This is a genomic window from Gordonia pseudamarae (genome assembly GCF_025273675.1).
GTDB lineage: Bacteria > Actinomycetota > Actinomycetes > Mycobacteriales > Mycobacteriaceae > Gordonia > Gordonia pseudamarae.
The window spans coordinates 4863580-4883950 of the sequence record NZ_CP045809.1 but is presented as its reverse complement, the minus strand read 5'-3'; the positions used below and the strand labels follow the sequence as shown (position 1 = coordinate 4883950).

The following is a 20371-nucleotide window of genomic DNA, read 5'->3' as shown; positions in this document are numbered from 1 at the left end:
TCCATGCTCGCACTCACCACTGTCATAGGTCGGTTTGTTGCGGAGACTAGCAGGTACCCGGTGTCGGAACGTCGTTGCGGTACAAGATCGGAAAGGACGCCGCGGTTGTGTCACCGAAACGCGTCGACACCAGATAGATGAGCCGGTCGAGGAGTCCCGGTGCGGGCGGATTCGCGACGCCCGATGGCATGCCCTAGCATCCGGTGTAACGTGTTCCAGTTCTGCGTGGAGGATGCGAGATGAAGCAGCGGGTGGCCAGGTCGCTCACAGGGATTGTCGTCGCGACGGTCGTGGCGATCACCGGGGCGGCTATGGGTGTCCCGGCCCAGGCCTCGCCGGGATCGTCGGCACCGGTATCGGGCACGCGGCCGCTCTCGTGCGTCCCGCTGCTGAGCACCTTCCAGGTGGTGCTGCCGCTACCGGGGCTGTTCCTGCCGTTGCCCAGCATCAAGGGCCTGTCGGAATTCAAGGATCTGCCGGCGGCGCGACAGGCGTGGGACCTGCCCACCCGCGTCGACCACCGTGATCAGAACCAGGGATTCAACAGCTACGCCGAGTTCGTGCTGCGGTCGGGTTCGATCTACACCCGGCCGCGCAACTCCGGTGACACCTGGCGCAAGGTGACCACACCCGCATGTCTCGACCGGCATGTCGTGGCGATCTCGGTCGACAACAACATGCTCGTCGCCCTCGACCGCAACGGGTGGATCTACTCGATGGATAACGTGCTGTCGGGTCCGTTGCTGTGGAACTGGACACGGTTGTTCGGCTCGCCGGTCTGGTTCTGGCCGGGAATGCAGGTTCCCGGCCAGGGCCGCGCCGGGCACAAGTGGGCGATCAGCCACCGTATGTCCAAGAGTTTCGTCGATGCCCGCGGCTTCACCCATCCGACGACCGCAGGTCTCGTGCAGTTGATCAGTCTCACCGGCGGCGGCACCCGCATCGTGTACCAGGACCCGTGGCTGCCCGCCGACCACAGCTATGAGATCGGCGGACCGATGGGCGGCCGGTTCATCTCCGAGTCGGTCTCGTCGTCGGGTTCGGTCACCTTCGTGACCAACAGGTACGGCGACATGTACACCCGCAAATACGATCTCGACCTCGCGGGATCCAATGAGATTCCCGGACGGTACACCTGGCAGATCCAGCGCCGCGACAAGCCGTCGGCACCCGATCAGCTGCAGGAGCGGTTCAACCCGGCGTTCGCGGCGATCTCACTGCCGGCGCAGGAGTGGCAGCACGTCCCGAAGATCCCGGGAGAGGTGACCGCGCGCATCTCGATCCACGACTCGGGCCCCCGGATGGAGGACCGCGAACTCCGCGTCGAAGGACGCCGGAACGGCCGGACCGGCTTCTGGCGCAAGGGTCTGTCGGAGCGGGTGTGGCGCTTCACCGAAACCGGCGGACGTCTCGCCGACCCGATCCTGACCGGTGCGAATCCCGCTGTGGACCAATCGACCTCGACGCTGGCGGCGCCCACGGGTATCACCTTTGCCGGTCGTCTGCCCGGCGGCTGGCACGCCCGCACCGACAATTTCGACTGGGCACAGACATCGCATTCGGTGACGCTGACCGGACCCTCGGGGCGTCGATACCAGGTCACGATGCACACCACCGACGGCCTGCGTCTGGTGCCCCGTGGCCCGGGCCTCGACAACAACCCCCGCACCCTGGCCGGTGCCCTCGATGTCCGGTCCGCTCAACCGGGCCGGTCGGCCGAACTCGCGGACTTCGTGCGCACGACGATGTCCGGCCGCCAGATCTTCGAGATCAGTGTTCAACTCACGACATCGCGGCTGGTCCTCTCGCCGGCCGGTTTCCTGACGCGGCCACTGGGCACCTGGACGAGGCCGTGACGGTGATGCCGTCGGTGCCGCGCTCGGCCACCGCGTGATCGTGGAGTAGGGGTCACCCCGAATCCGGCGAATGCCCGGCGGCGACGCTGCTAGGTTGGCCCCATGCCGGAGATCGCCACGTCAGTGAAAGACCTGTTCCTCAACCCGCGTACCTACGATCCGTCGCAGTTCGACACCGAGACCGCGCGGCTGCTGCGCGCGACCATCGACTACTTCGAGGGTGTCGGCAAGACGGAACTGCTGCGCCGCGACCACGACGCGGTGTGGGTCACCGACTACCTCGACTTCGTCAAGCGCGAAAAGCTCTTCTCGACGTTCCTGACCGGGGCGGACTATGCCGACGGCGACGAGAACCGGCGTTGGGACACCTCCCGCAACGCCGCACTGAGCGAGATCCTGGGATTCTACGGATTGGCCTACTGGTACGCCGAGCAGGTCACCATCCTGGGCCTCGGGCCGATCTGGATGAGCGGCAACGAGGAGGCCAAGCGCAAGGCCGCGGCGCAACTCGCCGACGGCGGGGTGATGGCGTTCGGCCTGTCCGAACGCGCCCACGGCGCCGATGTGTACAGCACCGACATGCTGCTCACCCCCGATGGCGAGGGTGGCTTCACCGCCGACGGCACCAAGTACTATATCGGCAACGGCAATGTCGCCGGGATGGTGTCGGTGTTCGGCCGCCGCACCGACATCGACGGGCCCGAGGGTTATGTCTTCTTCGTCGCCGACAGCAGCCGCCCCGACTACCGCCTCATCGACAACGTGACGCACGGCCAGATGTATGTGAGCACGTTCGCGCTGGAGAAGTACACGGTCACCGAGGCGGACATCCTGCACACCGGACCGGAGGCCTTCGCGGCCGCGCTCAACACGGTGAACATCGGCAAGTTCAATCTGTGCAGCGGTTCGGTGGGCATGGTGGAACATTCCTTCTATGAGTCGATCACCCACGCGCACAACAGAATCCTGTATGGCCATCCGGTCACCGATTTCTCGCACGTGCGGGGAAATTTCGTGGAGGCATTCGCCCGCATCGCGGCGATGAAGCTGTTCAGCACCCGCGCCGTCGACTATTTCCGCAGCGCGAGCCTCGACGACCGCCGCTACCTGCTGTTCAACCCGATGACCAAGTCCAAGGTCACCTCCGAGGGTGAAAAGGTGATGACATTGCTGCTCGACGTCGTCGCCGCCAAGGGCTACGAGAAGTCCACCTACTTCCATCAGGCCAACCACTACATCGGTTGGCTGCCGCGTCTGGAGGGGACGGTGCACGTCAACGTGTCCCAGATCCTCAAGTTCATGCCCAACTACTTCTTCAACCCCGCCCAATACCCCGCGATCGGTACCCGGGCCGACGGCGTCGACGACTCGTTCTTCTGGGCACAGGGACCGGTCGGCGGCACCGGCACGATTCGATTCGACGACTGGACCAAGCCGTACGAGGAGTACGGCAACCTGCCGAACGTCGCGGTGTTCTACGAGCAGGCCAAGGCACTCAAGGACCTCCTGAGCACCGCCGGGCCGTCGGCCGACCAGCAGAAGGACCTCGACTTCCTGCTGACCATCGGGCATCTGTTCTCGTTGGTCGTCTACGGTCAGCTCATCCTCGAACAGGCCAAGATTCTCGATCTCGATCCCGCTCTGATCGACCAGATCTTCGTCGTCTCGGTGCGGGATTTCTCCGCATACGCGGTGACACTGCACGGTGCGACGGCGGCCACGGAGGCGCAGCAGCAGTGGGCGCTCGGGGCGATCCGCGCCCCGCATGTCGACGACAGCCGCTTCGGTCTGGTGTGGGACATGGTCGCCTCGTTCGACGGTGCCTACGAGATGCCCGCCTGATCCCGGGCGCACTCATCCGATGGGTTGCGGGTGCCGGACTGCGGCCCCCGCAACCCGAGCTCGTCAGCAGCCGCGCCCGGCCAGGATGAAATCGGTGGCGCGCGCCGAAGACGACCGGCCCGACGAGAGTCGCCGACGGTCTCCGGGCGGCGGTGGAATTGCTCGCGTACCGGCGTGGTTGCCCACTTCATGAGCACCCCCGCATTGTTCACGCCTCTGACGATCCGTGATCTGGAGATCCCCAACCGCGCATGGCTGGCGCCGATGTGTCAGTACAGCGCGGGAACCGACGGCGTACCCACCGCCTGGCATCTGGTGCATCTCGGGGCCCGCGCGGCCGGTGGTTTCGGACTGGTTCTGACCGAGGCGACCGCCGTCGTACCGGACGGGCGGATCAGCCCGCAGGACGTGGGGATCTGGAACGACGACCAGGTGCGCGCGTGGCGTCCGATCACCGAATTCATCCACGCACAGGGTGCGGTCGCCGGTATTCAGCTGGCGCACGCGGGTCGCAAGGCGTCGGTGTATGCACCGGGATCGCCGGTGTCCGGCAGCATCGGGCCTGCAGAGGGCGGCTGGACCACCGTGGGGCCCTCGCCGATCGCCTTCCCCGGCCTCGCGGACCCGCGTGAACTGAGCATCGAGGAGATCGGGGAGGTGGTGGCGGCGTTCGCCGAAGCCGCGCGCCGTTCCGACGCGGCCGGTTTCGATGTGGTGGAACTCCATGCGGCACACGGCTATCTGCTCAACAACTTCCTTTCGCCGCTGAGTAATCACCGGACCGACTCCTACGGCGGCGATTTCGGCGGACGTATCCGTATCCTCGTCGAGGTCGTCGACGCGGTCCGCGCGGTGTGGCCGGCCGACAAACCGATGTTCGTGCGCATCTCGGGCACCGAGTGGCTCGACGACGGGTGGCGGGTGGAGGACAGTGCCCGACTGGCCACGATCCTGGCTCAGCACGGCGTCGACCTTATCGATGTCTCATCGGGGGGCAATGTCCTGGCCGACATCCCCGTCGGTCCCGGCTACCAGGTGGATCTGGCTCGCGAGGTCCATCGCGTCTCGGGTGTGGCCACCGGTGCCGTCGGGCTGATCACCGAACCGGATCAGGCGGAGAAGATCGCCGCCGACGACGACGTGACCGCGGTGTTCCTCGGCCGGGTCGCGCTGCGTGAACCGTCGTGGCCGCAACGCGCCGCCCATGAGCTCGGCATGAGCGATAACCAGGCCCCCTACCCGCAGCAGTACCTGCGCGGAACCTGGCGGCACTGAGCACCTGGCGGCACTGAGAACCAGGTGACCTGGCAGGTCAGAGCGCTTCGGGTCGAGTGCCCTGTGCCGCAGCGCCTCATCGAACCCCGCGGGCAGGTTGTCGAGTGCGTTCAGGTCGCCCAGCCACACGCCGTCGTCAACCAGGTGCGGTGCGATCGCGCCCGGAGTTGTCCGATCATTCCTCCGCGATGTATTCTGTCAGACAACGGTTTTCGGTCCGCGGTTGACGGCCAGTTCGGCGGCGTGTGCGAGGTCCTCGGCCCGTTTGCCGGGGTAGCCGTGCAGAATGCGGAGCCACCGTGCCGGAATCTTCGAGGAGCCCCATTTCGCGCCGACGAGCGCACCGGCGATGGCGGCGACGGTATCGGTGTCGTCACCGATACCGATCGCGGTGTCCAGGGTGTGGCCGAAACCGTCGCTGTGCACGATCGACGACCACGCCGCCTGCAGTGCGCTGACCACCCAGCCGTTCGGGTTGAACCGCCCCGGCTCGGAGGTTTCGGCCTCGTCGATCCGCTCGGTCCAGTACACGACGGCCTCGTCGTCGAGGTAGCGCAGACCGTCCCGCAGATCGAGGTCACCGTCGATGACGGCACGGCGGATCGCCAGCGACCACAGCACGCACGCCTCCTGCGCCCGCGGGTCGTAGTGGGTGAGTGCGCTGATTCGCCGGGCTGCCTCGACGACGGCGCCGGGGTCGTCGAGGAAGGGCAGTGCGACGGCGGCGGTACGCATCAGCGACCCGTTGCCGGCGGTGCGGCCGGTCTGCCGGTGCAGCTTCTCGGCGGCCGCAGTAAGCACGTCGGCGGTCGGGTCGGTGCCGACCCTGCCGAGAATCTGACTGGTCTGAATGCCGATATCGGCCGGCCCCGATTCCTGCCAGGTGCGGAAGTTGCGCCCGATCGCGGTCAGCGCGGCCTCGGACCGCAGGTCCTGCCCGGTCGCGGCGACGTCCAGGATGCACCACGCCATCGTGGTGTCGTCGGTCCATTCGCCGCGGGCGAAGCCGCCCAGGCCGCCGCCGATCATCTGCGGACCGTCGGCGCCGACGCGCGCCGATCCGAATTCATAGCCCGCGCCCAGCGCATCGCCAACTGCGGAACCGAGGACCGCGCCACATGCGCGGTCAATGTGTGCGGAGTTCGGGATCATCTCGAACCACCCTTCTTTAGCTCGTCAAGCTCGATAAAGGGAAGTTAGCACGCCAAGTTCGCTAATGTAAACCCATGGCTGGAAGTGATCTGGAAAACTACCCTCGACCTGGTGTCACGGTCGATCTCGCGATCCTCACGGTGTGCGGAGTGCAGGCCGATCCAGCGCTACACGTGCTGATTCAGGACCGGACAGACCCCGATGGGCGTGCACTCCCCGGCGGATTCATGCGTGAACGCACAACCGTCGCGCAGACCGTCGACGACGTATTCACCCGCAAAGTCGGCATCCGGCCCCGGCGTCTGGCGTACCCCCGGCTACTACGACTGTTCGACGATCCGGCGCGCGACGACCGCACCTGGGTGATCTCCGCCGCCCACTCGGTATCGATGCGGGAATCCGATCTGGCGTCGGCCGCAGGGGCTCTGGTCCCCGTCGACACCGACGGCCGGCTCGTGGGGGAGGGGCCGCTGCTGTTCGACCATGACGAGATCGTCGCCGCCGCCGTCACCGGCCTGCGCGAACGCTACGAGTTCCGGCACCGCTACGCCGACACCCTGCCCGACCCCGACGGATTTCTGCCCGAACCGTTCACCCTGCACCAGCTCCGTAAGGTCCACGAGGCCGTCGTCGGTACCCCGATGCACAAGGACAACTTCAGCCGCCGCATGAAACCGTTCCTGGAACCGCTGCTGCGCGACGGCGAACCGGTCCTGTCCGAAGGCGACCGGGGCCGCCCCGCGACCCTCTATACCCGGGCCGACAGATCGGGCACCCGGGAGTAGCCCTCGATTTCGGTGATGCGCTCGGCCATCGCGGGTTTCATCCGGCCGAGGAGATTGTGCCAGCCGGTGCCCATCTCGGGTGTCCAGCGCTCGCCCAGGCCCTCGCGGATGGTGTCATGGATCATCTCGAACATGTCGAACACCATGTCCCGGCTGACTTCCCATGCCACGTGGTCGGTGATCCAGTACAGACACTCGTCGATCGTGCTCGTGTGATCGGCCAGGTCCGAGATCATCATGAGGACCGACGACATCATCCGCTCCTCGACGTGGCGATCGTAGGCGAACATCTCCTCGGCCTCCGGATACCTGGCGAAGAACCTCTCGTAGATGATCGTTGTCGGTTCGCCGACGTGCTCGCCGTACAGCTCGAGGGAGCGGAGCACCGCCGCGTCACCGGTGTCGACCTGCTGCACAGTGAACCTCCGTAAATTGGTATCTGATACTCCAAATATTTCCATCGTGATACCGCTACGGACAATGCCCACGCGGACGAAGGTGACTTTGGTCCCGATTTTCCTGCATCGGATGTGTCGTGGCCGGTTCTGTGTCGTGGTCGGGTTTGTGTCGTGGTCGGTTTCGTGTCGTGGTCGCCGAACGAGGCGGCGCCCACGTGGGTGCGACGGCGGGCCGTTCACAGCCACCTCGCAGCCGTCCTCGAACCTGGTGCCAGCGGCGGACCGTGAAATGGTCTCATGAGCACAGCGACAGCAACAGCACCCGTCACCCACCTTTGCAGCGCCGTCCTGGTCGTCACCGACGGCACGCCGCGCAGCCACGACGTCGTCATGCGGTCGGTCGGGGCCGGCTACAACGTCGTCGTCGTCGGCCGGCAGGCACACGACGTCGTCGACTACCTCAATGCCGGGCTGCGTGATCAGGTGTGGGCGTTGATCGCCGACCCCGCCGACCCCGGCCAGGTCGACCACATCATCGAACGTGCCATCGACATCGCCGGACCACTGATGATGATCATCGATCCGGGCGGACTGCTCGCCGATGTCGGCGCCGCCGACCGTCGTGTCGCGTGAGCGGAGACAGTGGAAGCGGACACGGTCATCTCACGGGGTTTCGAGGCTCGCAGGCTCGCACCTCAACCGGCTGTGGGGTGGCCTCGGACCGAGCACCTGGGAGAGGTCGTGGGGCGGGGCCGGACCGAGCGCCTGGTAGGAGGCTCGCAGGCTCGCACCTCAATCGGCGGACGATCGTCGGACCGACACCGTGACAGTGAATTTGGCGTTGCGCGCCACTTGCCGGGTAGGGCCGACGGACCGTTCGAGGATCGGCCGATAACGCAGATGTGAGTTCCACACGCACCACAGGTCACCGCCGGGCGCCAGTGCCCGGCCGGAATCGGTGAACAGGACGTGGGCGATCCGCGTGGACACCGCGGCGTCGTCGTGGAACGGCGGATTGAGCACAATCCGCTGCACCGACGAATCCTCCAGCGACTCAAGACCATCGGCCTGAGCGGTGGACATCCGATCGGCCACCCCGTTGATTCCGGCGGTGGCCCGCGCCGACGCGACGGCCGCCGCACTGCGGTCGGTCGAGAGAACACTCACCTCGGGGTCGCCCAGCGCCAGCCACGCCCCGATCACACCGGTGCCGCACGCCAGGTCGACGACCCGCTCGACGCGCGGCGCGGAAACCAGCTGCGCCAGCAGGAATCGGGTGCCGATATCGATGCGGGTACCGGCGAACACCCCGCCGTGCGCGGCAACCGTGAGCCCCAGATCGTCGTGCCGCTGCGTCTGCGGCCACCGGGCCGAGGCGGCCACCGCGTCGGCGGGCCGGGCACCCGAGGCGATCAGCACCCGCGACTTCTGCCGCGCCGGCGACACATCCACCCGGTCGAACACGGTGCGCAGCACGTCGTTCATCGCCGGCGTCATGTACTTGATCCGGCCGCCGGCCACGATCCGGACAGTCGGCGCCGCCCGCGCGGCGACGAGCGCGGCGACCTCCGCCAGCCGGTCCAGTGAACGTGGCAGCCGCAGCAGCACCACCTCGGCCCCGTCGAGCAGGTCGGGTCCGAGCGGCAGCGGGCGATAGACCACACCGGCTGTCGCGGCGTGTCCGGCCAGCGACCGCTCACCGGTGATCAGATCCTGATGCACCCGGATATCCCCGGCCCCCGCCGCGGCCGCCCCCAAGGTCAACGCACCGTCGACGTCGTCGATCACCGCCACAGGGCCGGACGCGGCGGACAACCGCGCCGCCTCGTCGAGGATCAGCCGATCCGGCGGTGTGCTCACGTCCATCCTGAGCACGCTACGCGGCTGACCCGGCAGGTGAGGTCACCCGCCATGACCGAGGCCGGGCGAGGTCACCTGCCCGGGCCGGATCAGCGGCTGCGCCAGCGGTCCAGTCTGCGCCGGTGTTCGGGGAGTCCATGAGTGAGCAGCCTTTCGTCGGCGACGGCGAGTACCCGTCCATCATCGTCGGTGCGGGCTCCGTCGCGCAGACCGTCGCCGCACAGCGCCGGACATCGGTCGGCTCACCGGCTGCGGTCGGCCACCTCGAGGGCCTCGTCGAGAATCGCCAGACCGGCCCGCGCCTGCTCGTCGGTGATGATCAGCGGCGGCACCGCGTGGATCCGGTTGTAGTTGGCGAACGGCAGCAGTCCGAGTCGTTTGCATTCGGCTACAACGGTATTCATCGATTCACTGGTCCCGCCGTACGGGGCCAGCGGTTCGCGGGTGGCCCGGTCCCGCACCAACTCGATCGCCCAGAACATGCCGATGCCACGCACCTCGCCGACACTCGGGTGCCGGCGTGCGAGTTCGGCCAGACCCGGGCCGATGACCTCGGCACCGACCCGGGCCGCGTTCTCGACGATGCCTTCCTCGGCCATCGTGGTGATGGTGGCCACCGCCGCGGCCGTGGCCAGCGGATGCCCCGAATAGGTGAGACCGCCCGGATAGGTGCGCTCGTCGAAGGAGGCCGCGATCTCGGCGCTGATCGCCACCCCACCGAGCGGCACGTACCCGGAGTTGACGCCCTTGGCGAACGTGATCAGGTCGGGAACCACAGGATCGGATTCCCCGTCGCCGCCCTGGGCATGTTCGATGGCGAACCAGCGGCCGGTGCGGCCGAACCCCGACATGACCTCATCGGCGATGAAGACGATGCCGTGGCGGTCGCAGATCTCGCGCACACCACGCAGGTAGCCGGGCGGCGGCACCATGATCCCGGCGGTACCGGGCACCGATTCCAGAATGATCGCCGCGATCTGGCCGGGGCCCTCCATCGCGACGACCTCGTCGAGATGGGCCAGGGCCCGTTCGCATTCCTGCTCCTGCGTGTCGGCGTAGAACCGGGACCGGTACAGGAACGGGCCGAAGAAGTGCACCACACCGGCATCGCCGTAGTCGTTGGCCCAGCGCCGCGGATCGCCGGTGATGTTGACGGCCGTGTCGGTGCCGCCGTGATAGGAGCGATACCGCGACAACACCTTTCGTCGTCCGGTATGCAGCCGCGCCATGCGCACCGCGTGTTCGACCGCCTCCGCGCCGCCATTGGTGAAGAAGACCTTGTCCAGATCGCCGGGGGTGCGTTCGGAGATCAGCCGCGCGGCCTCCGACCGGGCGTCGTTGACGTGCGATGGTGCGATGGTGCACAGCTTCTGTGCCTGCTCGACGATGGCGGCGACCACCCTGGGGTGCTGGTGACCGATGTTGGTGTTGACCATCTGCGACGAAAAGTCCAGGAGCCGTGACCCTTCACCGTCCCAGACATAACAGCCCTCCGCCTTGGTGATGGTCATCGGGGCGAGCCCGGCCTGCGCCGACCACGAGTGGAACACATGCCTGCGGTCGAGTTCGTAGGCCCGACGGCCCGCGACCAGTTCGGCCGCGGAGACGGTAGGGACGTCGTCGGTGGTGGTCATGAAAGTGCTTCTCCTGCAACGGTTACTCGGGTCGGTGTCGGGGCCGCGGCACAACGCCGCCTGCCCCGGACCTCCTCAGTATGCGGCCCACCGCCGCCCGGGGCAGCCGAAACCGTGCTGCCACCGGTCCCGGCCGCCGATCGGGGTCCGCCCACCCGGGCCCCTCGGGGGTGCCCCGCCGCAGCGCCGCCCGGGCATATTCTCAAGCGATGAACCCCGAATCAGTCGCGCAGGCTCTCCTCGACGCCCAGGTCACCTGGATCGTCGGCCGCCTCACCGGTGACGAGGTGCCCGACCTCGTCACCGCGCTCGTCGACGACGCGCTCGCCGTCGCCGAGACGGTCACCCTCGCCGCGCTCATCGACCCGTCGACGGTCAAATCCATCGCCCGGACCCTGGCCACCGATGTGCCGCCGAGCGTGGCGGCATCGACGCTGGTGGAGCGGGGTGCGGAGATCCTGATATCGGACCGGGCGGGCACCTACGCCCTCGGTGAACTGGTCGATCGGGAGAACGTCGCCCGGATCACCGACGAGATACTCGCCCTGACCCCGGTGATCGAGGAACTTCTCGACGACCTGACGCGCAGCCCACTCACCGCCACGCTCGCCTCCCGGTTCGTCGGCCGCATCGTCAACGACGTGGTCGCCGGGAACCGGGCCATGGCCGAGAAGATCCCCGGTATCGGGTCGCTGGTGTCGTTCGGATCGAAGGCGGCGGGCCGGGCGATCGGGACCGCGGGCGAACAGCTCGAGGCGGTATTCGGCGACACCGCCGCCAAGGGCGCCGAGTTCATGATGGGCAGGCTCAACAAGATCATCATCGCCATGCTCAACGATCCGTCGGCGCGGGCCGCCGTGCTGGAGGTGTACGACCTGTACGCGGGCAAACCGGCCAAGCCGCTCAGCGAGATCATCGCACCCGATGACGCCACCCGGATCGCCGGTGTCGGTCAGGACGTGGTGATCGCCGCCGCCGTCGCCGAACCGGTCCGTCGACTCGTCGACGCGTTTATCGACGGTTTCTTCGCCATCTACGGTGATCTGCCCGCCGCGGAGATCCTCGACGACCTCGACCTGACCCGAGACATCGTCGTCGAGTACGCGGTAGCGGCGGCACCGCGCGCGATTGCCGCGATACACGGGTCCGGGGAACTCGACCGGATCGTCCGCGACCGGCTCGCCCCGTTCTACACCTCCCCCGAGGTGCTCGCGATCCTGGCGGGCGACTCCTGACGTTCGTGCGTCCGGTCATGGCGCCGGGCCGAACCCGGGTGCGTGGGATAATGGCGGGCGTTATGACGCAGCAGAACCAGGTCTCCGCAACTGTCCGGTACGTCGCGCTCGGCGACAGCTTCACCGAAGGCGTGGGTGATCCCGCGCTCGACGCCGAGGTGATGCGTGGGTGGGCCGATCTGGTGGCCGACGGCCTGGCCGCACACCACGGCGGCATCGCGTACGCGAACCTCGCGATCCGCGGGAAGCTGCTGGAGCCGATCGTCACCGCACAGATCGACCAGGCGCTCGCACTCGACCCGCTGCCGACCATCGCCACCCTCAACGGCGGCGGCAACGACATGATGCGGCCCGGCATGGATGCCGCCACGCTCATCGACCTCACCGAACAGGGCGCACGCAGGTTGCTCGACGCCGGGGTGCAACCGGTGCTGCTGGCCGGGGCCGACCCATCCGGCGGTCTTCCATTGCGTAAGGTGTTGCACACCAGGGGATCACAGCTGACCGTGGAGGTCGAGAAACTCGCCCGGCGCCTCGGTGTGCCCTTTGTCAACGCCTTCGCCGACGATCAGGTGCGGGCCCCCGAGTACTGGTCCGAGGACCGGCTGCACCTGAACCCGCACGGGCATCGGCGGGTAGCCAATCTCGTCCTCGACACGCTCGGCGTCGAGCATCCGGAGGACCCCGTGCTCGCGCCGTTGCGCTACCACACCACCTCCCATGTACGTTTCGCGCGAGTGCATTTCGCGCCGTGGCTGGGCCGTCGGCTCACCGGCCGTTCGTCGGCCGACGGCCGTACCGGCAAACACGTCGGCTGGACCGAACTGGCCCCAGCCGGGCGGTGAGATGGGCGAGTTCAGTGTGGCCTCGTTCAATGTGAACGGGATCCGGGCGGCGCGGCGGCGGGGATTCGACACGTGGCTGGCCGAGCGGTCGCCCGATGTCGTCGGGATTCAGGAATTGCGTTGCCCGGAGTCCGAAGTCGGTGAGTTCGCCGGGTACGAGGTGGCCCTCGACGTGGGTTCGGTTCCCGGCCGCAACGGTGTGGCGCTGCTGACCCGTATCCCGCCGGCGGCGGTGCGCACCTGGGTCACCCATCCGCCGAAGGCGCGGGCGCTCAAGGAGTTCGCCGATCAGGGACGGTACATCGAGGTCGATCTGGCCGACCGGGCGGTGACGGTGGCCTGTCTGTATCTGCCGAAGGGCGGGCTGCCGGCCGGGCTGCAGCGGGCCGGCGGGATGCGCGACAAGCCCGACGGTGGAGCGAAGTACGAGCGCAAGCAGCGATTTTTCGGCGGCTTCGCCCGGGAGCTGAACCGCAACAGGACGGCCGCGCGGCGCGACGGCCGCGAGTTTCTGCTCGTCGGCGACCTGAACGTCGCCCACACCCGCCATGACGTGACCAACTGGCGGGCGGCGCGCGCCATGGACGGATTTCTGCCCGAGGATCGGGACTGGTTCGACGCGATCCTCGGGACCCGGCGGCTCGTCGACGTGGTGCGCCGGGCACACGGTGACCGCCCCGGCCCGCTCACCTGGTGGAGTTGGGCGGGCGGGTCGTTCGCCAAAGACGTGGGCTGGCGGGTCGATCACCAGCTGGCCACACCCGGGCTGGCGGCGCGGGTGCGCGGCGTCGCGGTCGACAAGGAGCCATCGGCGGGGGAGCGGTTGTCCGATCATGCGCCGCTGGTGGTGACGTTCGCGGACTGACTATGTTCTCGGTCCGCCGCCCGGTCGCGGACTACTGGCCGGCAACTACCGGGTCAACCGGCCGGTAACTACCGAGTGCCTGTGCGGCAGCTGGCAATGCGCACTATCATCAGTCGATGACGGTGCGCCCCCAGGACCTCACCGACGAGGCGATCGAGCTGGTGCGCTGCTGGCTGGATATCGCGTCCGAACTGCCCGTCGATACCTCCGCGTCCCGGCTTGCCGGTGTGCTGAGCGACCCGAAGGGGCTGGCGTTCACCATCGGATTCGTCGACGGCGTGGTGCGGCCCGATGATCTGCGTTCGGCGGCCAAGGCATTGCGCGAGCTGGCACCGCTCACCCCGGGGTTCCTGCCCGCCCCGATGCGGGCCGCGATGGTGGTCGGCGGTGCGACCGCGTCCGCGCTGCCCGGTGTGGTCGTGCCCATCGCCCGCACGGTGTTGCGCTCGATGGTCGGTCACCTGATCCTGGACGCGTCGGACCGCAGATTTGGCCGGATGATCGGCAGGATGCGTGGTGACGGGGTGCGGCTCAACCTCAACCTGCTCGGCGAGGCCGTCCTGGGTGCGCGGGAGGCGCAGCGGCGGCTGGACGGGACGCGGCGCCTGCTGGACCGGGACGACGTCGACTATGTGTCTGTCAAGGTCTCCGCAGCCGTTGCCCCGCACAACCATTGGGCATTCGATGAGACGGTCGGGCACGTGATCGAGGTGCTGGCGCCGCTGTACGCGCGGGCGGCGGCGGCGAGCCCGGCCAAGTTCATCAACCTCGACATGGAGGAATACCGCGATCTGGACCTGACGCTGGCGGTGTTCACCGGAGTGCTGGAGCGACCTGAGTTCCGCGGCCTGTCGGCGGGTATCGCGCTACAGGCGTACCTGCCCGATGCGCTCGGGGCGATGATGCGGCTGCAGGAGTGGGCCGCGCGGCGGGTTGCCGGTGGCGGTGCGCCGATCAAGGTACGGGTGGTCAAGGGCGCCAATCTGCCGATGGAGCTGGTCGACGCCGCCATTCATGGCTGGCCGTCGGCCATCTGGCCCACCAAACGCGACTCCGACACCGGCTACAAGGCGGTGCTCGACTACGCGCTCACCGCCGAACGGGTGGCCAACGTACGGGTGGGGGCGGCCGGGCACAATCTGTTCGACGTCGCGCTGGCGTGGTTGCTGGCGCGGGCACGGGGTGCGGCCGCCGGACTCGACATCGAGATGCTGCTGGGTATGGCCACCGCGCAGGCCGAGGCCGTCAAAGCCCATGTGGGGTCGTTGCTGCTGTACACGCCGGTGGTGCATCCGGAGGAGTTCGACGTAGCCATCAGCTATCTGGTGCGCCGGCTCGAAGAAGGTGCCGGACAAGACAATTTCATGTCCGCGGTGTTCAGCCTGTCCGACGACGCGGCGATGTTCGAGCGGGAGAGGCGGCGTTTCGTCGACGCGCTGAGCGCGCTCGAGAGCATCACCGGCGACGGCGACCTGTTGTCGTACCGTGTGCCCGAACCCAACCGGCGGCAGGACCGTACGCGGTACGACGAGGCGGGGGCGCGGGCGCGGATCGAGGCGCGGGTGGCGGCCGATGCCGGGTGGGGCTTTGCCAACACCCCCGACACCGATCCCTGCCTGCCGGCGAACCGCCGGTGGGCCCGCGACATCGCCGGGCGGATGGTGTCTTCTACGTTGGGGGTCGATCTGGCCGGGGCCTCGCTGGTCGGTGACATCGCGGCCCTGGACGGCGTGATCGGGACGGGGGTCGCGGCATCGGCCGGATGGCGGGCGATGGCCGCCGAGGACCGCGCCCGCATCCTGCACCGGGCGGGCGAACTGCTCGAGGCCCGGCGCGGTGACCTGCTGGAGGTGATGGGCTCCGAATGCGGCAAAACCCTGGACCAGAGTGATCCCGAGGTGTCCGAGGCCATCGACTTCGCCCACTACTACGCGATGCTCGGGGTGCGGCTCGAGCGGGTCGACGGAGCGCGGGCGCGGCGATGCGCGCTGGTCGCTGTCATTCCGCCGTGGAACTTCCCGCTGGCGATACCGGCGGGCGGGGTGTTCGCCGGCCTGGCCTCGGGGGCCTCGGTGGTCGTCAAACCGGCGTCGGCGGCGGTGCGGGTCGCGGCGCTGCTGGTCGAAACGCTGTGGGACGCAGGTGTTCCGCATGAGGTGTTGCAGTTCGTGCGGTGTCCCGACCGGCGGGTGGCCTCGGCGCTGGTGGCCGATCCGCGCGTGGATCGGCTGATCCTCACCGGCGCCTACGAGACGGCGGCGAGCTTTCGTGCACTGCGCCGCGACCTGCCGATCCTCGCCGAAACGAGCGGCAAGAACGCGATCATCGTCACTCCGTCCGCGGATCTGGATCTGGCCGTCAAGGACGTGGTGGCCTCGGCGTTCGGGCATGCGGGACAGAAGTGTTCGGCCGCGTCGCTGGTGGTTCTGGTCGGTTCGGTCGCGACGTCGACACGGTTCCGGGGCCAGCTGCTCGACGCGGTGCGATCACTGAAAGTCGGTACACCCGAGCATCTCGACAGCCAGATGGGGCCGATCATCGCCGCGCCGTCGGGAAAGCTGCTGCGTGGCCTGACCACTCTCGGGCCCGGCGAGAGCTGGCTGGTGCAACCGTCGCCGCTGACCGCCGACAGCCCACTCGCGCTCGACACGAACGGCGGGAACCGGCTGTGGTCGCCGGGTGTGCGCGACGGCGTGCGGCGCGGTTCCGAGTACCACCTCACCGAATACTTCGGTCCGATACTCGGCATCATGACCGCCGAAAACCTTGATGAGGCAATCGATATCGTCAATGAAACGGACTACGGACTGACCAGTGGACTGCATTCGCTCGATCCCGAAGAGTTGGCCGTCTGGCTCAATCGGGTGCAGGCGGGCAACCTGTACGTCAACCGGGGTATCACCGGTGCCGTCGTGCGCAGGCAGCCGTTCGGCGGGTGGAAGAAGTCGGCGATCGGTACCGGGGCGAAGGCGGGTGGACCCAACTACCTGCACGGGCTGGTCGACTGGTCCGATGCGCGGGTACGCGAACCGGCGGGCGGACCCGGGGATGCGGTGGCCGGCCTGCTGGCGGCCGTCGCGGAAGGGGGAATTGCGGAAAGGGAAGCGAGCGGCGACGAACTGTCCTGGCTGCGCGCCGCGATCGGCTCCGACGCGAAGGCATGGGAGGACGAATTCGGTTGTGCACGAGATGTTTCCCAACTCGGGGTGGAGCGAAACCTGTTGCGCTACCGGCCGGTGCCGGTGATCGTCCGGGCCGCCGCCGACGCTCCCGCGCACCAGGTGATCCGTGTCGTCGCCGCCGGCCTGGCCGCGGGGGCGCAGCCTACCTTGAGTACGCAGGTGATGCTGCCCGACGGGGTGCGCGACCGCCTGGCCGAGGCCGGGGTGATCGTGCTGGCCGAGGACGGCGACGCATGGCGAGACCACCTGGTCCGCCTCGCTCGGCGCGACGGCCCGGACGCGGGGGTGCGGGTGCGGATCGTGGCCGGCCGGTCCCGCGCCGACGTGGTTGCCGCGGCGTTCGAGTCGACGGGGGGTAAGCCTGATGTCGCGATCTTCGCCGGTCCGGTCGTGTCGGCGGGGCGCGTCGAGATGCTCACCTATCTGCGTGAGCAGTCGGTCTGCATCACCGCCCATCGTTTCGGTACCGCCGCCGGATTCTCGGAAGGGGTCATCTGATGTCCGTGGCAGACCGCGGGAATAAAACGGACTATAGTCCGGTTAATGCGGGTATGATCACGCCAGCCCCGACCGTCCGGCCACCGGTACTGTTTCTCAGTCACGGGGCGCCGCCCCTCGTCGACAGCGTGCCGTGGGTGGATCAGCTGAGCAGGCTCGGTGCGGAACTGCCCAGGCCGACGGCGATTCTGGTGATCTCCGCACACTGGGAGGCCGCGCCGTTGACCATCGGATCGACCGATGCGTCGACGCCGCTGACCTACGACTTCTGGGGCTTCCCCGAACGCTTTTATCGCACGACGTACGACTCACCGGGCGCGCCGGAACTGGCCGCGCGTGTCGCGGCGATGATGCCCGACGGAGAGCCCATCGCCCGCGACCCGCGGCGTCGGCTCGATCACGGCGCCTACGTGCCGCTGACCGTCATGTATCCCGACGCCGACATTCCGGTCCTGCAGATCTCGCTGCCCACACTCGACCCGGAGCGGCTGCTCGCGCTCGGTCGCAGACTCGCGCCGCTGCGCGACGAGGGCGTGCTGATCATCGGCTCCGGGTTCACCACGCACGGCCTGCCGTATCTCGACGACCCGTCACCCGAGGCCGTTCCGCCGGCCTGGTCGGTCGAGTTCGACGACTGGGCGCGCGGCTGTTTCGATCGCGGCGACGTCGAATCGCTCATCGACTTCAGGCGCAAGGCGCCGGGGATGCCGTACGCGCACCCCACCATCGAACACTTCTCGCCGCTGTTCCTCGCCCTCGGCGCGTCGGATGATCCCGGGCAGGCGGCGGACCAGCCGATCGACGGCTTCTGGATGGGTCTGGCCAAACGCAGCCTCGTCCTCGGCTGAACCGCGCGGCGCACGGTTCTGCGGCCACAGTTGTGTGGCCTCTAGGATGGGCCGCATGGTGAGTCGGCATGTTCCCATCCTGACCGTCACCCCGAATCCGGCGCTGGACGTGTCCACCTCCACCGCCGTGGTGGAGGCCGAACACAAGCTGCGCTGTGGGGTGACCAGACTCGATCCCGGCGGTGGTGGGGTCAACGTGTCCCGGGTGGTGCGCAATCTCGGCGGCCGCTCGCTCGCGGTGTACGCGGTGGGCGGTCCGACCGGTGATGCGTACCGCAATCTCCTTGAGGACGAAGGGGTTGCGGGGCTGGCGGTGCGCATCGCCGAAAGTACGCGGGAGAGTTTCACCGTCGACGAGACATCCACCGGACGGCAATTCCGGTTCGTACTGCAGGGGCCGAGTCTCACCGAGGCCGAATGGATCGCGTTGTTCGATGCCGTCGGCGGCGAACTGCCCGGCCCCGGTTTCGTCGTGGCCAGCGGTAGCCTGCCGCCCGGTGTTCCCGACGACTTCTACGCCCGACTGGCCCGGCTCGCCCGGGACAACGGCGCACGCTGCGTGGTCGACACCTCCGGAGACGCGCTGCGCGCCGCCCTTGACGAGGGGGTGTACCTGATCAAGCCGAGCAAGCGTGAACTCGGTGAATTGGTCGGCGACCGCATCGACGACGACGGCGAACTCATCGAGGCGTCCCGTGAACTGGTGGGCGCCGGTCGCTGTGAGGTGGTCGCCCTCAGTCTGGGCGGCGACGGTGCGATCGTGGTCAGTGCCGACCAGGCGCTACGGCTGCCGACCCCGAAGGTTGAGGTCCGGAGCACCGTTGGCGCCGGTGACAGCTTCCTGGCCGCGTTGCTGCTCCGCATCGCCGAAGGTCACGATCTGGGCGAGGCGTTGCGGGCCGGGGTCGCCGCCGGTAGTGCGACAGCCGCACTTCCGGCCACCGCCCTCGTCGGCGCGGACGATCTCGCACGGCTCGCCGAGGGGCTGGTTCCGGAGTCGATCTGACCGCCGGTCCGATCCATTCTCGGCGCACTCGACGAATATGCCGACGCCATCAGGCGCGGCACGGTGGCACGCTGAGACACCGGGCGCGCTGAGATCAGGCCGAGGTTTCCGCGCCGCCTGGGGAGTCAGGCTGTTCCGGCTGTTCGTCGACGATCGGCGGCGTCGCCGGAGGAGCCTGCCGCACGGCTTTCTTGGTAGCGGTCTTTTTGGTGGCGGCCTTTTTGGCTGCGGCACCGGTCGTGGTCGCCTTGGCTGCGGTCTTTTTGGCGGCGGTGGTCTTTTTCGCTGCCGTCTTCTTCGCCGGGGTCTTTCGCGCCGGGGTCTTTCGCGTGGGTGCGGTTTTCCTGGCGGCAGGCTGTGTCGACCGGGACGGGGCGTCGGGACCGCCGGGTTCCGCGGGATCGGCGTGCGGGGGCTCGGTGGCCGGTGTGTCCCCGTCGGTCCGGGATCGGCTGTCGGCCGGGCTGAGCGTCACCGACGACGAGACCACGACGGCTGCCGGCGCGACGACGACGGCCGGTCCGTCCACCGAGATCGTCGACGGTGTCGCGGCGGACTCCGCGTCGGCTTCGGGGGCGGTGGAGTCGCCGGTGGCCGGGGCGGTGAGGGCGCGCTGGGCGGGCGCCGCGGCCGGTGTGCCGCCGAACTCACGGTTGGCCACCGCCACTCCGACGCCGAGGGCGAGGGCGACCGGCCATTCGATTGCCCCGGTGGCGCCGAGTACACCGATCACTCCGTACACGGCGAGCTGACGCGGCGACGGTACCGACACCTTGCCGACCAGCGGCAGATTGAGGGAGAACTTCTGCGCCTCGCGCACGAGTTGGGACACGTCGTGGTGTGTCGCGATGAACTCGCGGACATCGTGCAGGACCGAAGTCCCGTCATCGCCCGCAGGGGTGTTGGAATCGCTTGTACTCAAGGTAGCCTTACCTGTTATGACGGAGTTCACTCGCGCTATCGGGCCCGATGCCCTGGTCGAATCGGGTGCTCGGTTGCTGACGCCCGCCGTCGAGCATCTGTACGCTGTGCTCGTCCGTGTCGGTGTCCTCAGCATCGACGAGTAGTCGCCCATTGTCGCCGACGAGTA

General features: G+C 68.2%; 17 protein-coding genes. 12 read left to right on the top strand and 5 right to left on the bottom strand.

All coding sequences use genetic code 11. The features are described from left to right. Positions 1-239: 239 nt before the first annotated feature. The 3 genes from GII31_RS21340 to GII31_RS21330 all read left to right on the top strand — a co-directional run bounded on the left by GII31_RS21340 (position 240) and on the right by GII31_RS21330 (position 4973). Positions 240-1856, top strand: a complete 1617-nt coding sequence (locus tag GII31_RS21340) for a hypothetical protein (protein WP_213245313.1) — start codon at positions 240-242, stop codon at positions 1854-1856. 102 nt (positions 1857-1958) lie between these two features. Further along, positions 1959-3698 (top strand): acyl-CoA dehydrogenase family protein, encoded by a 1740-nt coding sequence (locus GII31_RS21335; protein ID WP_213245312.1) that lies wholly within the window; start codon positions 1959-1961, stop codon positions 3696-3698. A 189-nt stretch (positions 3699-3887) separates the two neighbouring features. After that, positions 3888-4973, top strand: coding sequence for an NADH:flavin oxidoreductase/NADH oxidase (locus GII31_RS21330; RefSeq protein ID WP_213245311.1), 1086 nt, complete (start codon positions 3888-3890; stop codon positions 4971-4973). 198 nt (positions 4974-5171) lie between these two features. Here the strand turns inward: GII31_RS21330 and GII31_RS21325 are convergent, their stop codons facing one another. Further along, positions 5172-6125, bottom strand: a complete 954-nt coding sequence (locus GII31_RS21325; protein WP_213245310.1) for an ADP-ribosylglycohydrolase family protein — start codon at positions 6123-6125, stop codon at positions 5172-5174. Between the two features lie 227 nt (positions 6126-6352). Between GII31_RS21325 and GII31_RS21320 the strand changes: the two genes are divergently transcribed. Next, a complete protein-coding gene (locus GII31_RS21320; RefSeq protein ID WP_246221994.1) occupies positions 6353-6910 on the top strand; it encodes an NrtR DNA-binding winged helix domain-containing protein in 558 nt (185 codons plus the stop codon). On the opposite strand, the gene GII31_RS21315 is transcribed toward GII31_RS21320, so the two are convergent. Then, positions 6874-7326, bottom strand: a complete 453-nt coding sequence (locus GII31_RS21315; protein ID WP_213245308.1) for a globin — start codon at positions 7324-7326, stop codon at positions 6874-6876. The genes GII31_RS21320 and GII31_RS21315 overlap by 37 nt on opposite strands. Positions 7327-7605: 279 nt before the next feature. Between GII31_RS21315 and GII31_RS21310 the strand changes: the two genes are divergently transcribed. Further along, a complete protein-coding gene (locus tag GII31_RS21310; RefSeq protein ID WP_213245307.1) occupies positions 7606-7941 on the top strand; it encodes a Rossmann-fold NAD(P)-binding domain-containing protein in 336 nt (111 codons plus the stop codon). Between the two features lie 159 nt (positions 7942-8100). Here the strand turns inward: GII31_RS21310 and GII31_RS21305 are convergent, their stop codons facing one another. Both GII31_RS21305 and GII31_RS21300 read right to left on the bottom strand, forming a co-directional pair. Continuing rightward, the gene (locus GII31_RS21305; RefSeq protein WP_213245306.1) at positions 8101-9174 is read right to left on the bottom strand and encodes a class I SAM-dependent methyltransferase; all 1074 of its coding nucleotides are present in this window, start codon (positions 9172-9174) and stop codon (positions 8101-8103) included. A 236-nt stretch (positions 9175-9410) separates the two neighbouring features. Further along, a complete protein-coding gene (locus GII31_RS21300; protein WP_213245305.1) occupies positions 9411-10802 on the bottom strand; it encodes an aspartate aminotransferase family protein in 1392 nt (463 codons plus the stop codon). Between the two features lie 209 nt (positions 10803-11011). On the opposite strand from GII31_RS21300, the gene GII31_RS21295 reads away from it, so the two are divergent. From GII31_RS21295 to GII31_RS21270, 6 genes are all read left to right on the top strand, one after another. After that, complete coding sequence (locus GII31_RS21295) at positions 11012-12037, top strand: hypothetical protein (protein WP_213245304.1); 1026 nt, start codon at positions 11012-11014, stop codon at positions 12035-12037. A 62-nt stretch (positions 12038-12099) separates the two neighbouring features. Next, the gene (locus GII31_RS21290; protein ID WP_213245303.1) at positions 12100-12882 is read left to right on the top strand and encodes an SGNH/GDSL hydrolase family protein; all 783 of its coding nucleotides are present in this window, start codon (positions 12100-12102) and stop codon (positions 12880-12882) included. 1 nt (position 12883) lies between these two features. Next, complete coding sequence (locus GII31_RS21285) at positions 12884-13747, top strand: exodeoxyribonuclease III (RefSeq protein ID WP_213245302.1); 864 nt, start codon at positions 12884-12886, stop codon at positions 13745-13747. Positions 13748-13863: 116 nt separating this feature from the next. Further along, positions 13864-17427, top strand: a complete 3564-nt coding sequence (locus GII31_RS21280) for a proline dehydrogenase family protein (protein WP_213245301.1) — start codon at positions 13864-13866, stop codon at positions 17425-17427. Positions 17428-17480: 53 nt separating this feature from the next. Next, positions 17481-18275 (top strand): dioxygenase family protein, encoded by a 795-nt coding sequence (locus GII31_RS21275; protein WP_213245300.1) that lies wholly within the window; start codon positions 17481-17483, stop codon positions 18273-18275. Positions 18276-18330: 55 nt separating this feature from the next. After that, positions 18331-19281, top strand: a complete 951-nt coding sequence (locus tag GII31_RS21270; RefSeq protein WP_213245299.1) for a 1-phosphofructokinase family hexose kinase — start codon at positions 18331-18333, stop codon at positions 19279-19281. A gap of 94 nt (positions 19282-19375) precedes the next feature. Here GII31_RS21270 and GII31_RS21265 read toward each other — a convergent pair whose 3' ends face one another. Then, positions 19376-20203, bottom strand: a complete 828-nt coding sequence (locus tag GII31_RS21265; RefSeq protein ID WP_213245298.1) for a hypothetical protein — start codon at positions 20201-20203, stop codon at positions 19376-19378. Here GII31_RS21265 and GII31_RS22700 point away from each other — a divergent pair. Continuing rightward, positions 20130-20348 (top strand): Rv1535 domain-containing protein, encoded by a 219-nt coding sequence (locus tag GII31_RS22700; RefSeq protein ID WP_353735585.1) that lies wholly within the window; start codon positions 20130-20132, stop codon positions 20346-20348. The two genes, GII31_RS21265 and GII31_RS22700, sit on opposite strands and share 74 nt — an antisense overlap. Positions 20349-20371: the final 23 nt, after the last annotated feature.